Below are 15,049 nucleotides of genomic sequence, written 5' to 3' on the forward strand. Positions count from 1 at the left end.
GTCCCTCTGTGGTGCCTGCGAGCCCGTAGGTCAGTGTGGCGCGGAGGTCCTGAGGAATCCTGTCCTGCTGCCACGAGCGCGTACCTCAGAATCTTTGATGACAGGCCCTCCCCGGGCGGTCCGTGTGGATCACTGATCGTAAGGGAAGGAGGCGGTCTTTCATGGATGTGCTGATCGACCGGGTCGCCGGGTTGGACGTGCACCGGGACACGGTCGTGGCGGCGGTCCGGGTTGGCGGGCGTGGTGGCGGCCGGCGGGGGGNGGNGCGGACCTTCGCCACGACGGGAGCGGGACTGACCCGGCTGGCCGGGTGGCTGTCGGAACAGCGGGTTTCTCTGGTGGGTATGGAATCCACCGGCGTGTACTGGAAGCCGGTGTATTACATGCTGGAGGATTCCTTCGAATGCTGGCTGCTGAACGCCCAGCACATGCACAATGTTCCGGGTCGGAAGACGGATGTGACCGATGCGGCGTGGATCGCGCAGCTGCTGGAACATAGTCTGGTCCGGCCGTCGTTCGTGCCCCCGAAACCGATCCGGGCGTTACGGGATCTCACCCGGCACCGGCGCACGACGATCGAGGACCGTACCCGGGCGGTGCAACGCCTGGAGAAGGTCATGCGGGACTGTGGGATCAAGCTGACGTCGGTGGCCTCGGAACTGTTGGGGAAGTCCGGTCGGGTGATGATCGAGGCGATGCTCGCCGGGGAGGAGGACCCGGAGGTGCTCGCGGATCTCGCGCGGCGCTGGCTGCGGGTGAAGATCCCGCAGTTGCGGGAGGCGTTGGCCGGCCGGCCGTTGGCGGATCACCAGAAGCTGCTGGTCCGTCAGTTGCTGGCGCAGATCGACCTGTGTGATACCGCGGTCGCGGAGCTGGACCGCAAGGTCGAGGTGATGCTGGCCCCTTTCGTGGACCTGGTGGGGCGGGTGATGACGATCCCCGGGGTGGCCCAGCGGACGGCGCAGTGTCTGATCGCCGAGGCGGGGATGGACATGGGCCGCTTCCCGACCGCGGCGCATCTGGCGTCCTGGGCGGGGATCTGTCCGGGTAACCACGCCTCCGGTGGGAAGGCCCGGTCGGGTCGTAGCCGTCAGGGGTCGACGTGGCTGCGGACCGCGCTCACCGAGGCGGCGCACGCCGCCGCCCAGACACGCGGGACACCTATCTGGCCGCGCACTACGCCCAGATCCGGGGCCGCCGTGGCGTCCAGAAAGCCGTGGGGGCGATCCGCCACGACATTCTGATCGCCTACTGGCACATCGTCCACGACGACACCGTCTACCGGGACCTCGGCCCTGAATGGATGCGGCGCCGGCACAGCACGGAAGCCCAGCAGAAACGCCTCGTCGCCCAACTCGAGAAACTCGGCCTGAAAGTAACCATCGAACCCGAACAGCCCGCCGCCTGACCACCCAGGAGGAATAGCCACAACCGAACAGCCACGCTGTGACGCCGGGCCCGACCACCCGGCGCGGTCAGCCACGCCCGCAACCGACCCAGCCCACACCGGAAATCCTCACCTCAGAGGGCGGCTGGTCGGTTTTCCGCGCTGGCGGGTGCGGTGGGCCAGGCGGCGGNGTCGTCGCGGGNGATCGGCTGGCCGGTGACCTCGAAGCGGTGTCCGTCGAGGTAGGTGATCGTGACTTCGACGGGGCGTCCGCTGGTGCCGCTGATCGAGATGCGGGTGAGGACGAGCAGCGGGGTGCCGCGGGAGACGCCGAGGTCGCGGGCCTGCTCGGGGGTAGCCGCGGCGGCGCCGACGCGGGGGTGCCAGGTGAGGGGGCCGTGGCCGAAGTCGTGTTCGAGCCGCTCGTAGATACCTCCGGGTCCGGTGGAGGCGGCTTCGAGGATGGTGCCGCGGGCGAGCGCGGCGGGAAGGTAGGAGTCGGCGATCTGGACCGGGTGGCCGTCGGGGCCGACGATCCGGTGGCGTTCCAGCACATCGCTACCGATGGGGACGTCGAGGAGGCGGGCGATGTGTGGGGGCGCGGGCAGCCAGCGGCGGGNGGGNGGNGCAGTGGGNCGCCAGTGGCCGGCGGCGGCGTTGAAGATGTAGCCGAGTTCGTTGCGGCGAACCTGTCCGCCGACGTCGACGGGTTGCGGGGGTGCGGTGGGGTCGAGGACGAGGGCGCCGGAGCGGTCGGCGATGCGGATGCGGCCTTCGAGAGCCAAGAGGCCGAGGGCTTCGGTCAGGACGCCGCGGCCCACGGAGAACTCCGCGGTCAGCTGGCTGTGGCCGGGCAGGCGGCTCCCCACCGGGTAGGGGGTGGGGTCGGCGTCGAGGCGCCGGCGTAGCTCGGCGGCGATCTCCTCATATCTGGGCATACCGGCACTCCTCGTCACTCAAACTGTACCGGTACTGTTTTCGATCTCTCGATAGGATCACTCTTCCTGTACCGGTACAGCCGACGTTACCAGCGTGTAACGCCACGACGGGTGAGGTGTTCGATGCCAGCTGATCACTACCAGGAGTCGACGTACGGCGATGCGATCGCCGACACCTACGACGACCTCTACGGCACCTTCGCCGCGGACCCCGTGCAGATCAAGGTGCTCGCCGCGTTCGCCGGGGACGGCCCGGCGGTCGAGGTCGGCTCGGGCACCGGCCGGGTCGCGCTCCCCTGGCCCGCGCGGGGGTCCCGGTCGTCGGGATCGACGCTTCCGGGGAGATGACCCGCCAACTGCACCGATCCGCCGTGGCAGAGGGGCTTGCGGTCACCGCGGTCGAAGCCGACGCGGCGACCTTCACCGTCGCCGACCCGGTCCCCCTGGTCTATGCCGTGTTCAACACGTTCTTCCTCCTCGCCGACCGCGACGTCCAATCCCGGTTCCTGGCGCAGGCCGCGAAGGCCCTCGGCGACGGCGGATCGCTGGTGCTGGAGACGTTCGTGCCCCGGCCGGGGCGGCTGCCGGACGGGGCGCATCCCGGCATGTTCCCCGCCGACTCGGCCGTGGTGGTCAAGCAGCGCAGCACCGAGCGTGTGGTGCTGTTCGCCGCCACGAACACTCCCACCGCCCGCACCTTCGACTACCACGAGATCGTGCTGGCCGACGGTGCGCCGGTCCGGATGTACCCGGGTCGGATGCTCTACCTGTGGCCCGAGGAGATCGACGCCTTGGCGGCAGCCGCGGGTCTCCGACTCGCGTACCGGTGGGGCGACTGGGACGCCACCGCCTACGACCCCAACGCCGCCCGCAAGCACGTCTCGGTGTACCGCCGCTGAACGACGGTCCCGCGCTCAGCCGCGAGCGGCGTCGCGGCGGTCGTAGGCGTGGGCTGCGAGGTCGCGGCAGACCACGGCGAAGTCGAGACCGGCGGCGTGCAGCCCCATCGGCCAGGTGCTCGTGTCGGTCATGCCGGGGGCGACGTTCACCTCCAGGAACTGCGCGACCCCGTTCCCGTCGACGATCAGGTCGGTGCGGGACAGGTCTCGCAGGCCCAGCACCCGGTGCGCCGTGAGCGCGGTCTCGGCGGCGGCGCGCAGGATCTCCTCGCTGAGGCGGGCCGGGGTGAAGAACGAGGTGGCACCCGCGGTGTACCGGGCCGCGTAGTCGTACACCCCCGCCCTCGGCTCGATCTCGACGGCCGGCAGTGCGACCGGCCCCTCCCCGGTGTCGACGACCCCGATGGCGATCTCGACCCCGGCGACGGCCTGTTCGATCAGCGCCGAGTCGTGGTAGCCGAAGCAGCTCATCAGCGCCTCAGCGAGTTCACCCGCGTCCTCGACGCGCGTTACGCCGAACGCCGACCCTCCCGCGCGGGGCTTGACCACGACGGGCAGTCCCAGGCGGGCGACGATCCGCTCGATCAGCGCGGCGGCCCCCAGATCGTGAAAGGCCTCGCGGGGCAGCGTCACCGCCGCCGGGGTCGCCACCCCCGCCGCGGCGACCGCCGCCTTCGCTGTCGCCTTGTCGAACGCCACCCGGCACGCCGGGGGCAGGGCGCCGACGTAGGGCAGGTCGTACAGATCCAGCACTTCGCGGATCGTGCCGTCCTCCCCCGAGGTCCCGTGTAGTACCGGGAACACCACGTCGGGCGGGTCGGCAGCCAGCGCGGGCAGCGTCGCGGCGTCGACATCCGCCAGCTCGGCCTCGACCCCGATGCGGGCCAGCGCGTCGCGCAGCTTCCCCCCCGAATGCAGGGAGACCTCCCGCTCGGGGGACAGCCCGCCGGCGAGGATCAGCACACGGCCCAGATCAGTCATCGTCGGATCCTTCACGGTGTCGGGCATATCAGGGACGGGAGGGGTGGGAACCGAAGGTGTCACGAAGGGCCAGCTCGTCGCGCACGACCGCGCTGAGGCGACCGACCCCCTCCCGGATACGCTCCGGGGACGGGTAGCAGTACGACAACCGCATGCTGATACCACCCGACCCGTCGGCGTAGAACCCGACCCCGGGCACATAGGCCACCCGGGCGGCGATCGCCCGCGGCAACATCGCCTTCGTGTTCACCCCGTCCGGCAGCGTCAACCACACGAAGAACCCCCCGTCCGGCCGAGTCCAGGACGCACCGGCGGGCATCGCCTCGTCCAGGGCGTCGAGCATGGCGTCGCGGCGCTCCTGGTACATCTCCCGGAACGCCTTCACCTGCTCCGTCCACGGCTGCGTCGCCAGATACCGCTCCACCGCCAGCTGCGTGAACATCGACTGCGACAGGATCGCCGACTCCGCCGCCAACACCAGCCGCGCCGTCACCGCCGGCGGAGCCAGCGCCCACCCCACCCGCAGCCCCGGCGCCAACGTCTTCGAGAACGACCCCAGATACACCACGTCGTCCGCCGCGTCGGCGCGCATCGCCCGCACCGGCTCACCCGTGAACGACAGCAACCCGTACGGGTTGTCCTCCACCACCAGCACCCCCGCCCGGCGGCACAGCTCGATCACCTCGGACCGCCGCGGCGCCGTCAGCGTGATCCCCCCGGGATTCTGAAACGTCGGCACCGTGTACAGCAACTTCACTTGGGCACCGTCCGCGGCCAGCCGCGCCAACATCTCCGCAAGCGCGCCCGGCGACAGGCCGTCGCCATCCATCGGCACATGCACGATCCGCGCCTGATAGGCCGCGAACGTGTTGATCGCCGTCACGTAGGTCGGCCCCTCGGTGACGACCACGTCGCCCGGGTCGATGAACACGCGGGTGAGCAGATCCAGCGCCTGCTGCGACCCGGCGGTCACCACCACATTGTCAGGGTGGGCGTCGGTGATGCCCTCCATCGCCATCACGTCACAGATCCGCGCCCGCAACCCCGGATCGCCCTGCGCCGAGCCGTACTGCAGCGCCACCGCACCCCGGCTGCGCACCAGCTCCGAGACCGTCGCCGCGACCGCCTCCAACGGAAGGACGTCCACCGGGGGCATGCCGCCGGCGAGTGACACGATCTCGGGACGGGATGCCACCGCGAACAACGCCCGAACCTCGCTCGCGATCATCCCCTGAGCACGCTGGGCGTACTGATCCCGCCACCGATCGAGAGTCACGCTCCGCGACACTNCCTGCCGTACCCACCTCACCGCACACCAAGCCGCGACCACCACGACGATCGCCATCCGCCCTGCCAGTCCTCGACGCCATCACGATCATCCTATCGAGGCGTCGCTACGACCGTTTGACCCCGCCCTCCACTGTCCGGTCCGTCACCCGCCGCCTGGGCGCCGGCTGGAGCGTCGACATCGACGGCGATAGGTACCTCGCGCAGCAGATCCTCGCCTTCCTGCTGTCCGATCTCGTTCGCGGTGCCGAGGCCCACCTCGGCGAGGCCGTGGGCTCGGCCGTCATCTCGGTCCCCGTGACCGCCGGCTACCCGCTGCGGCGGGCGGCGGCCGAAGCCGCGGCGATCGCCGGCCTGAGAGCCGAGCTGCTCATCAGCGGCCCCACCCTGACGGGCCTCGTCTACGCCCACGACAAGGGAGACCGGGAACAGACGATCCTGGTCTTCGATCTTGGCGGTGGCACCCTGGACGTGTCGGTGCTGGAGCTCGGGGACGGTGTGGTCGACGTGAAGTCGACGGCGGGCGACCCGGGCCTCGACGGCGGGCGACCCGGGCCTCGGCGGCGACGACTGGGACCAGCGGATCATCGATCATCTGGTCAGGACCTTCCAGGGCCGGCACGGCGTCGACCTCGGCACGGACAGGACGGCGCTGGAGCGGCTACGGGAGGCCGCCGAGAAGGCCAGGATCGAACTGTCGCAGTCCACCCAGACCTCGATCACCCTGCCCTACCTCACCACCTCGGCCGAGGGCCCGCTGCACCTGGATGTGACCCTAACGCGGGCCGAGTTCCAGCGAATGACCCAGGATCTGATCGACCGCTGTCGGATCCCGTTCCGGCAGGCCGTCAAGGACGCCGGGATCAAGGCCAGCCGAATCGACCACGTCGTGCTCATCGGCGGCTGCACCCGGATGCCGGCCGTCGTCGACCTGGTGCGCGAGCTGACCGGCGGCAAGGAGCCGAACAAGAGCGTCAACCCCGACGAGGTCGTCGCCGTCGGCGCCGCGCTGCGGGCCGGTATCAGGATGGGGGAGGTCAGGGACGTCTTTGACCTCGATGTCATTCCGCTGTCCCTGGGCGTCGAGACCGAGGGCGGCGCCATGACCACGTTGATCGAGCGCAACACCACGATCCCGACGAAGCGCTCCGACATCTTCACGACGGCCGAGGACAACCAGCCGTCCGTGCGGATCCAGGTGCTCCAGGGCGAGCACGAGATGGCGGCCCACAACAGGAAGCTCGACAGGTTCGAACTCACCGGCCTGCCCGCGGCGCGGCGCAACGTGCCGCGGATCGAGGTAACCATCGACATCGACGGCGACATGTACGTCTCGGCGAAGGACCTCGGCACCGGCCGGGAGCTGTCGGCGCAACTCGGCGCGGACACCGCGCTGTCGCGACAGGACCTCGACCGGATGACGGCGATCGCGCGCAGGCAGTTCGACCAGGACCGCCGACGCCGCGAGGAGGCCGAGACCCGCAACCAGGCCGAGTCACTGGCCCACGCGGCCGAACGACTCCTCGCCGAGCGCGGGAGCCGGTCCAGAGCCGCCGCCCGCGCCGACGTCGAACGAGGGCTCGCCACACTGCGCGCTGCCCTCGCCGGCAGCGACCCCGCCGCGATCCGCGCCGCCGCCGAGGACCTGCGAAGACGGCTCCGACGCACCGCAGGCACACCCGAACTGCTCAAACGACCCTGGCGGCGCGCCGGACGTACGGAACCTTGATCGCGGCAGTCGGCGTACTGCGCCCGAGCCGTGCGGCGTGTGCAACGCGGGTGCGGACCAAGGGCCGTCCGGACTACCTAAAGATGCTGGTGAGACGCCTGAAACTATGCCGGCACGATCGGTACCACCCCCAGGACACACATGCCTCGATCTGCGCGTCCGCCAAACCCACCCCGACTGTTGTACGTTTGTTGTACGGTGGCCTCATGAGTGTCGGGTTCCGTCCCACCGAAGAGGACCTCCGGATCGTCGAGGCCAACCGCCGTCAGGACGAGAAGACCAGCGACGTCATCCGGCGTGCCCTGCGGCTGCTGGACCGGGAGGCGTGGGAGACGCGCGCCCGCGAGGACATGCACCGGCTGCGGAACGAGGACCTGTCCGCCGAGCCCGACGCGTGGGGGTATGACACCAACGGCAATATTGTGATCACAGGTACGAACCTCGCGGTACCAGCCAGGTCCCAGGACCAGCCCTGATCCGCGGGGCGGTATACCCGGTCGACCTCGGCGACGCCAAGCGCGGGCATGAACAGCGGGGGCGTCGGCTCGGCCTCGTCCTGAGCATGGAACAGAACACGTGGTCCACGGTCACGATCGCTCCCACGTCGACCAGCGCGCAGGCATCCACCTTCAGACCAGAGGTGATCATTGCGGGACGGTCGACCAGGATCCTGATCGACCAGATCCGGACCATCGACAGCGCCTATGTCGCGGGTGAACTCGTGGACTACCTCTCCCGCGATGACATGGCCCAGGTCGAGCACACCCTCTCGCGCTACCTCGGCCTGCTTCGCTAACGCGTCGCCCGGTGCTCCCCGTAGATCAACCTCCCCTCACGACTGGACACCCACCGGGCATCTTGTGGACGTCCCCCCAGCAGCCTCCGCCTGGCGGGCCAGACTCTGTGGGACATCTGTGAGAACGGCTGCCCCATTGACCCGGTCTCGAAAAGGAGGCGAAGATCGGTGGCAGGCGTCAGGCACGTGCTGTTCGACGCGGACGGAGTCCTTCAGGAGATCCCTGGAGGTTGGTACGCGGCGATGGAGCCGTACCTGGGCGAGCGTTCGCGGGAGTTCCTCCACCGGACCTGGAAGGACGAGCTCCCGATGCTCGCGGGGCGCGGTGACTACATGCCGGTGCTCGCGGCGACCCTGGCCGAGTTCGCCGTATCGACGCCGGTCGAAGACGTGTACCGAGACGTGTGGCACCGGATCGACGTCATGGACGAATCTCTCGCGCTGGTCCGGGCCCTGCGGTTGCGCGGTTACGGTGTCCATCTCGGCACGAACCAGGAGCGGCACCGCGCCGCCTACATGCGCTCGGCGCTTGGCTACGACCGCTTGTTCAACGTCAGCTGCTNCTCCTGCGNCCTCGGCATCGCCAAGCCCGCCCCCGCCTTCTTCACCGAGGCCGCCCGCCGCATCGGCGTGGACCCGGCCAGCATCCTGTTCATCGACGACAACGAGAAGAACATCGCAGGCGCCCGTATCGCTGGTCTCGCCGCGGAGCAGTGGACCATCACCCAGGGCCGCCACACCCTGCTCCCCTTGCTCGCCCGACATGACGTCATCCCAGACCACACGGGTTGATTCACTCGCAGCAGGATTCCACCAGACGTCGGGCCGCTGGAACCATGTCGCCGCACAGTCCCATCGGCCGAGCCGCGCGGCATGTGCACCCCAGGGATGGACCCGGGATGCGACCCGATCACCCAAAAGATGCCGGTCAGAACCTTGATGGCGGTACAGGCACGGTCGGTACCATCCCCGGGTTGCAGATGCAAGGCCGCTTGGGCTCCGCCCTTCCGCAGGCCGCACTTTGGCTTATTTCGTCCATATGGATGAAGGGTGGCCCGGTCAGGGCCCACAAAAGCCCTGGCCGGGCCGGCGCTGGCTCAGAGCACCGTCGGCTGGTGGTGGCTGCCGTACGGACGGGTGATGATTTCCATACCATGCCCCGCCGGATCCATAAAGTACACGCCCAGGCCACCGTGGTTTCGGTTGGGGGGTGTCAAGATAACGGCTCTGCCAAGATAACGGTGTAAATCGGGTTGAGGTGGGCTACTTGCGGCCTGCGGTGAGCCGGCCGTCGAACGCGACGTCGAAGGCGTTGAGAGCGCCCTTCCAGCGGATCACCCAGCGCTTGCGGCCCTGCCCGGTGGGGTCGAGGCTCATGACCGCCAGGTAGATGCACTTCAGCGCGGCGGTCTCGTTCGGGAAGTGCCCGCGGGCCCGGACCGCGCGGCGGATCCGGGCGTTGACGCTCTCGATCGCGTTGGTCGAGCAGATCACCCGGCGGATCTCGGCGTCGAAGGCCAGGAACGGCGTGAACTCCGCCCAGGCGTTCTCCCACAACCGGACGATCGCCGGATACTTCCCGCCCCAGGCCTCGGCGAACTCCAGCCACCGCTCGGTGGCCGCGATCCTCCTGGTCGGGCTGGTGGCGGTGCTGCTGGACACCACCATCGTCAACGTCGCCACCGCGCGGCTGGCCACGGACCTGCACACCGGCGTCTCCGTGGTGCAGTGGGTGAGCACCGCGTTCCTGCTCGCCCTCGGCGTGAGCATCCCGCTGACCGCCTGGGCCGTCGGCCGCTTCGGCGGCCGGGCGGTGTGGCTGGCGGGCGTCGCGCTGTTCACGGTCGGCTCGGCGCTGGCCGGCGCGTCGTGGAACATCGGCGGCCTGATCGCCTTCCGGGTGGTCCAGGGACTCGGCGGCGGACTGATGCTGCCGGTGCAGCAGACCCTGCTGGTGCGCGCCGCCGGCCCGGCCCGGCCCGGCTGGGGCGGGTGATGGCCGCGATCAGCCTGCCCGCCGTGGTGGTCCCGATCCTGGGCCCCGTGGTCGGCGGCCTGATCCTGCAGGCGGCGAGCTGGCGCTGGATCTTCCTCATCAACGTGCCGATCGGCCTGCTCGCCTTCGTCCTGGCCTGGCGCGGGCTGGACCGCGACCAGGACCGGCAGCGCCGCCCGCTGGACGTCGCGGGCCTGGTGCTGTTCGTCCCCGGCGCGGTCGCCCTGCTCTACGCCCTGACCCGGGTCGCGCAGCTCGGCGTCCGGCCGGGGGCCTGGGTGCCGCTGGCCCTCGGCGTCCTGCTCCTGGCCGGGTTCGCGGTCTACGCGGCGCGGGTCGGCGACGCCGCGATGCTCGACGTCCGGCTGTTCCGGGTCCGGTCGTTCGCGGCCTCCTCGGCGCTGCTGTTCCTGTCCGGGCTGTCGCTGTACGGGGTGGCGTTCCTGCTACCCCTCTTCTACCAGCAGGTCCGCGGATACTCCGCGCTGACCGCGGGGCTCCTGCTGGCTCCCCAGGGCATCGGCAGCCTGGCGGCGCGCAGGTCCGTCGGCAAGCTCTCGGACCGCTACGGGCCGCGTCCGGTTGTGCTCGCCGGGGTGGTGTGCGCGCTGGTCGGGAGCCTGCCGTTCGGCTGGGCCGGCGTGCACGGCGGCCAGGTGCCGCAGATCGCCGGCCTGGTGGTGCGCGGGGCGGGGCTGTCGGCGGTGAACATCGCCGTGATGGTCGCCGCCTTCCAGGGCCTGTCCAAGGACCGGATCCCGCACGCCAGCAGCACCACCCGGATTCTGCTCCAGGTGGGCGGCTCGTTCGGGGTGGCGGTGGCCGCCGTGGTGCTTCAGCACGAGCTGGCCGGGCACCCCGGCGGCCCGGTGGCGCACGCCTCCGGGTTCGGCGCCGCGTTCCTGTGGATGACCGCGTTCACCGTGGTCGCCGTGCCGCCGGCGCTGATGCTGCCAGGTAGGCGGCGGCCGGAACCCGAGGCGGCCGCGGCCGCCCTGCCCGTGACCCCGGCGGGGTCCGAGGCGCAGAGTCGACCGGGCCCCCGGTGCCCGGCCTGGTGCCCGAGCACGTCGCCGCTCCGAAAGGCATGCACTAACCTGGGGGAGAGCCGGCCGGGCCCGTCGGCGTCGCGGCCGTCACCGAGGGATCCGCACATGGCCACTGAGACATCCCCGCCCGCTGGGATCCCACCCGCCGAAGTCCCGGCCGCCGAGCGCCCGGTCGCGCCGGCGATGCGCGCCGACGCCCGGCGCAACCGGGCCCGGGTGCTGAAGGCCGCGCAGGAGGCCTTCGCCTCCGTGGGGCTCCAGGTCGGCCTGGACGAGATCGCCCGCCGGGCCGGGGTCGGCGCCGGGACCGTCTACCGGCACTTCCCGACCAAGGAGGCCCTCTTCGACGCGGTGATCCTGGACCGCGCGCAGCGCCTGGTGGACCGCGCCGAGGAGCTGGCCGACGCCCCCGAGCCGGGCGCGGCCTTCTTCGCCTTCATCTCCGGGATGCACCGGGAGAGCGCCGCCAAGCGTGACCTCATCGACGCCGTGGCCGGGATAGGCGTCGACATTACCGCCAGCCTCACCGACGTCAACCGCGGCCTGTGGGCCGCCGTCGAGGTGCTGATGCGCCGGGCCCAGCAGGCCGGGACGGTGCGGACGGACGTGGACATCACCCTGCTCAAGGTTCTGCTGCGCGCCGTGTTCATCGCCAACGACGGCGTGGGCGGCGGGCCGAAGGAGGCCGACGGTGTGATGGCCGTGATCTGCGACGGGCTGCGAGCGCAAGCGGCCCGGTGAGACCGGTTCCGGTCTCACCGGGCCGTCGGCGGCGCCGCTGCTCAGCCGTCCGACTTCGGCTGACTCAGTCGGCTGACGCCGGGGCGAGTCTCCCCTCAGCGCCCGGCGGCTCGGCCGGGATCGGAGGTCCGGCAGCCGCCTGGACCAGCGCGCCCAGGCCGGTTTCCCCGTCCTGGTCGGCGAGCACGCGGGAAGCCGGGATGAACAGGCTGAGCACCGCGGCGGCGAGCAGCACCGCCACCCCCACCCACAGCGCCGCCACCATGCCGTGAACGAACGCGCGGGCGGCGTCGAACGGGAAAGCCCGGACCACGGTGAAGTGCGCCAGGTACACCGTCGACAGCGCCGCGATGCCGAGCGCGCCGCCGATCTCGCGGACGGTGTTGTTCGCCCCCGAGGCCTTGCCGTACTCGTGTGGCCGCACCGAGCCCAGCACCACGGCCATGGTCGGCGCGAACACCAGACCCATCCCCACCCCGGCCAGGACCAGCGCCGGGACCAGCCGGGCGTAGGACAGGCCGACCTGGGCGATAGCCGCCACCCAGGCCAGGCCCAGCCCCTGCAGGGCCAGCCCGGAGGCCATCAGCCGGTTGCCCCCCACCCGGTCGATGCAGGCCCCGGTGATCGGGGCCACCAGCATCGGCATGGCCGACCACGGCAGGGTCCGCACTCCCGCGCCCAGCGCCGAGTAGCCAAGGGAGTCCTGGAAGTACTGCGACAGGAAGAAGATCGAGCCGAACACCCCGAAGTAGAAGGCGAGCGACACCAGGTTGCTCAGCACGAACGCGGGTTGCCGATAGAAGTGCAGCGGCAGCAGCGGCGAGCGGGCCCGGCGCTCCCAGGACACGGCCGCGGTCGTCAGCACGACCGCGGCGGCCAGCGGGACCAGGACCGACGGGGAGGCCCAGCCGGCCGTGCCGACCTGGACGATGCCCCACACCGCCAGGGTCACGGCGCCGATCACCAGCGCCATGCCGGGCAGGTCCAGCCCGCTGTCCTCGCCGTGGCTCTCACGGACCCCGCGCAGGACGAACGGCACCGCGCCCACGGCCACCCGACGCTCTCCCTCGGCTGGGGCCTGTGGGCCGACACCGGCGGCGCCGGCATGACCAGCGCCATGCGGACCGCCGACGTGGCCCGCCTGGCCCGCAAAAGATGGGCGGCCCAACGATCCGAGACGCGGTGCCGCACGACATGTCGGCGATCCGGGAGATCGCCGATGAACACGAGATCCGAACCAGTTGGCCGTGGAAGGTCCGGACTTACGCGCCCTGGATTCTTCGCTGATCCTCATTCCACTGCGGTCTGATTGTGGGGGCGCCTGCCCGTTCCCAGCTGAGCGCAGGTGACGATCCTCCGGATCGTGCATCGGCGGCGNCGGTATCGGCGGTGCTGCACATGTCCGGGGCCGCGGACGGTGACCGCACCGGTGCCACCCAAACCGATTCCCAAGGGCCGGTTCACCGCGGGGTTCCTCGCTCGACTTCGCTACGAGAAGTATGTCCTGGGCCTGCCNTTGCACCGGATCGCTCGGGCGCTGGCTGCCGACGGGCTTGAGGTCGCCGAGGGCACCCTGTGCGGGGCGTTGAAGGACGTGCATGGCCTGCTCGGCGGGCTCGACGATCAGATCGCGGCGCGTAACGCCGCCGCCGGCCATGTCCACGCGGATGAGACGACGTGGCGGGNGTTCGAGCGGGNCGAGGGCAAGGACGGGACCCGCTGGTGGCTGTGGGTCTCCAAGCCATCGACGACAATCACAGCAAGGCGGTGCCGATCGTCCGCGTCCGTCATGCACAGAAGTGTGATCCGGCACCGAAGCTCGCGTGTCAACCGGGTGGTTGTCGTGAGCAGCCGCGTCCGACACCTCACCGGCCGGGGGACCTCACCTGATCATCAAGGCCGGCGATCTAGATCAACTACAGTGACCAGTTACGAGGATGTGGCGGACGCGGTCCTGGGCGTCGCTTGCCCGACCACGGGCTCGGGCTTCGCAGTGGACCATCGCAGCCTGCGGCCTGGTGGCGGGAATGCTGAAGATCCACCGCATATCGGCGAACTGCTACCGGAATCAGGGCTGGCCGGCGTGTCAACAAGGTCATGGCAGCAGTGCGACCGGCTTCGTGAGGCGGACGACGGAGAAGTGCCGGCGTTCGGCGATCGCGAGCACGGAGGCGTCAACGGCGCCGAGCGGGAAGTCGCTGTACTTCTCGACCAGCTCGACCATCCGGTCGAGGTCCTGGCGAGCAAGCGGGATCAGGCTGATCTGTCCGGTGCTGATGGAGCGCAGGAACGCGGCTTCGGCACGGGTGCCCTTCTCTCGTTCGAGCATGAAGCAGACTTCGGTCAGGACGGGATAGGGAACGAGTAGCGGCCGGGGCGTGCGCCGCATGAGCGCGACGCTGCGGGCGTGGTGCTCGTCGTCGATGTCGGCGGCGGCGATCAGCGGCCCGGTGTCCCAGACGATCACTCGGGATTGCGCCCGAGCTCCGCGCGCAGGATCTCAGCCGAACGGTCGGCGAGGTCGCCCTTGCCGCTGGCCAACGCGCCGACGAAATCCGGCAATGGCCACTCGTCTCCGCCGCCCTCGGCGGGTGCGCTCTCGCGCACGAGAGCCAGGATCGGCGCCACCTGCGATTCGGGCAGGCGGTCGATCAGACTGTGCAGCTCGTCCCGCAAGGTGCTCACCCATTGAGGATACGACCGACGCGTGGCCACCCACCGAGATCCGCCGGGACGCGAGCTGAACGGCGGATCTCAGTCCCGCGCGGCAGCCACAGTCGCAGTGTGGGCCGCGCCGACGACGTAGACCAGGTTCTGGCCGGTGAGATCTTGGCGGAACTCGGCCGAGTCTCCGTAGCCGGCGTCGGCGAGGACCGGGCAGGCACACCATCCGGTGAGTTCGGCTGGGGCTTGCCGCCGGGGACGCGGCGTCAGGCCAGGACGAGGGCGACTCGCCCTTGACGGGACGACGGGACCAGCTCGGCGCCGCCAAGGGGGCCACAGCGTCCGAACCCGCCAGACCTGCGGAACGTGTGTTCGATTCTCGCAATGATGTTGCGAGTCGGGTGCTCACTCGGCATCGCCCCTGCTCGGGAGCCTCGTAGAGACCGGGCGAACGGCGATTTCAGGACCCTGAACCAAGATCGGGCGGTTCTCAGCTTGTCGTTTAACCTTCGGGTGTCACTCTGTGTGATAGTCGCTGGTGGTTTGGGGTGGGCCGGCGTGTCGCCGTGACGTGAAGCGGCC

The 15,049-nt window shown here is 70.4% G+C and carries 15 protein-coding genes and 4 pseudogenes; 11 read left to right on the forward strand and 8 right to left on the reverse strand.

Going from position 1 to position 15,049, the window contains the following annotated elements; genetic code table 11:
- The first annotated feature begins 161 nt into the window (after positions 1-161).
- Positions 162-1,244, forward strand: a complete 1,083-nt coding sequence (locus ALLO2_RS21595) for an IS110 family transposase (RefSeq protein ID WP_232235245.1) — start codon at positions 162-164, stop codon at positions 1,242-1,244.
- Positions 1,217-1,408, forward strand: coding sequence for a hypothetical protein (locus tag ALLO2_RS27605; RefSeq protein ID WP_051623932.1), 192 nt, complete (start codon positions 1,217-1,219; stop codon positions 1,406-1,408). Before ALLO2_RS21595 ends, ALLO2_RS27605 begins: the two co-directional genes overlap by 28 nt.
- Positions 1,409-1,521: 113 nt before the next feature.
- Here ALLO2_RS27605 and ALLO2_RS21600 read toward each other — a convergent pair whose 3' ends face one another.
- Positions 1,522-2,325 (reverse strand): GntR family transcriptional regulator, encoded by an 804-nt coding sequence (locus tag ALLO2_RS21600; protein WP_051875510.1) that lies wholly within the window; start codon positions 2,323-2,325, stop codon positions 1,522-1,524.
- Between the two features lie 123 nt (positions 2,326-2,448).
- Between ALLO2_RS21600 and ALLO2_RS26705 the strand changes: the two genes are divergently transcribed.
- Both ALLO2_RS26705 and ALLO2_RS21605 read left to right on the forward strand, forming a co-directional pair.
- Positions 2,449-2,673, forward strand: coding sequence for a hypothetical protein (locus ALLO2_RS26705; protein WP_023842092.1), 225 nt, complete (start codon positions 2,449-2,451; stop codon positions 2,671-2,673).
- Positions 2,670-3,224 carry a hypothetical protein gene (locus tag ALLO2_RS21605; protein WP_023842091.1) on the forward strand — a complete coding sequence of 185 codons (555 nt, stop codon included), beginning with the start codon at positions 2,670-2,672 and terminating at the stop codon, positions 3,222-3,224. Before ALLO2_RS26705 ends, ALLO2_RS21605 begins: the two co-directional genes overlap by 4 nt.
- A 15-nt stretch (positions 3,225-3,239) precedes the next feature.
- Here ALLO2_RS21605 and ALLO2_RS21610 read toward each other — a convergent pair whose 3' ends face one another.
- Together ALLO2_RS21610 and ALLO2_RS21615 are read right to left on the reverse strand one after the other, a co-directional pair.
- Complete coding sequence (locus ALLO2_RS21610; protein WP_023842090.1) at positions 3,240-4,205, reverse strand: D-alanine--D-alanine ligase; 966 nt, start codon at positions 4,203-4,205, stop codon at positions 3,240-3,242.
- Positions 4,206-4,233: 28 nt separating this feature from the next.
- Positions 4,234-5,433, reverse strand: a complete 1,200-nt coding sequence (locus tag ALLO2_RS21615) for a PLP-dependent aminotransferase family protein (protein ID WP_035734483.1) — start codon at positions 5,431-5,433, stop codon at positions 4,234-4,236.
- Positions 5,434-5,624: 191 nt separating this feature from the next.
- Between ALLO2_RS21615 and ALLO2_RS25105 the strand changes: the two are divergent.
- The 4 genes and pseudogenes from ALLO2_RS25105 to ALLO2_RS21635 all read left to right on the forward strand — a co-directional run.
- A pseudogene (locus ALLO2_RS25105) lies at positions 5,625-7,140 on the forward strand (Hsp70 family protein); the annotation flags it as partial.
- 287 nt (positions 7,141-7,427) lie between these two features.
- On the forward strand, positions 7,428-7,697 hold the full coding sequence (locus ALLO2_RS21625; RefSeq protein WP_023842085.1) for a hypothetical protein: 270 nt from the start codon (positions 7,428-7,430) through the stop codon (positions 7,695-7,697).
- On the forward strand, positions 7,697-8,017 hold the full coding sequence (locus ALLO2_RS21630; RefSeq protein WP_277870118.1) for a type II toxin-antitoxin system PemK/MazF family toxin: 321 nt from the start codon (positions 7,697-7,699) through the stop codon (positions 8,015-8,017). Before ALLO2_RS21625 ends, ALLO2_RS21630 begins: the two co-directional genes overlap by 1 nt.
- Positions 8,018-8,185: 168 nt before the next feature.
- Complete coding sequence (locus tag ALLO2_RS21635; protein WP_035734472.1) at positions 8,186-8,809, forward strand: HAD family hydrolase; 624 nt, start codon at positions 8,186-8,188, stop codon at positions 8,807-8,809.
- 305 nt (positions 8,810-9,114) lie between these two features.
- Here ALLO2_RS21635 and ALLO2_RS28480 read toward each other — a convergent pair.
- Positions 9,115-9,222 (reverse strand): annotated as a pseudogene (locus ALLO2_RS28480) (VOC family protein); the annotation flags it as partial.
- A gap of 58 nt (positions 9,223-9,280) precedes the next feature.
- Positions 9,281-9,619, reverse strand: a pseudogene (locus tag ALLO2_RS21640) (transposase); the annotation flags it as partial.
- Between the two features lie 40 nt (positions 9,620-9,659).
- On the opposite strand from ALLO2_RS21640, the gene ALLO2_RS27880 reads away from it, so the two are divergent.
- Positions 9,660-10,013: an MFS transporter gene (locus tag ALLO2_RS27880; RefSeq protein ID WP_198031067.1), complete on the forward strand. Its 354-nt coding sequence runs from the start codon at positions 9,660-9,662 to the stop codon at positions 10,011-10,013.
- Entirely contained in the window at positions 10,013-11,803 is a 1,791-nt protein-coding gene (locus ALLO2_RS27885) for an MFS transporter (protein ID WP_023842081.1), read from the forward strand. Before ALLO2_RS27880 ends, ALLO2_RS27885 begins: the two co-directional genes overlap by 1 nt.
- 64 nt (positions 11,804-11,867) lie before the next feature.
- Here ALLO2_RS27885 and ALLO2_RS26035 read toward each other — a convergent pair whose 3' ends face one another.
- Entirely contained in the window at positions 11,868-12,857 is a 990-nt protein-coding gene (locus ALLO2_RS26035; RefSeq protein ID WP_023842080.1) for an MFS transporter, read from the reverse strand.
- A 375-nt stretch (positions 12,858-13,232) separates the two neighbouring features.
- Here ALLO2_RS26035 and ALLO2_RS27620 point away from each other — a divergent pair.
- Positions 13,233-13,529 (forward strand): annotated as a pseudogene (locus ALLO2_RS27620) (transposase); the annotation flags it as partial.
- Positions 13,530-13,898: 369 nt separating this feature from the next.
- On the opposite strand, the gene ALLO2_RS21660 reads toward ALLO2_RS27620, so the two are convergent.
- Positions 13,899-14,270, reverse strand: coding sequence for a type II toxin-antitoxin system VapC family toxin (locus ALLO2_RS21660; RefSeq protein ID WP_023842079.1), 372 nt, complete (start codon positions 14,268-14,270; stop codon positions 13,899-13,901).
- Positions 14,267-14,488: a hypothetical protein gene (locus ALLO2_RS21665; RefSeq protein ID WP_035734479.1), complete on the reverse strand. Its 222-nt coding sequence runs from the start codon at positions 14,486-14,488 to the stop codon at positions 14,267-14,269. Before ALLO2_RS21665 ends, ALLO2_RS21660 begins: the two co-directional genes overlap by 4 nt.
- Positions 14,489-15,049: the final 561 nt, after the last annotated feature.

This window comes from Frankia sp. Allo2, from assembly GCF_000733325.1.
Classification (GTDB): domain Bacteria; phylum Actinomycetota; class Actinomycetes; order Frankiales; family Frankiaceae; genus Frankia; species Frankia casuarinae.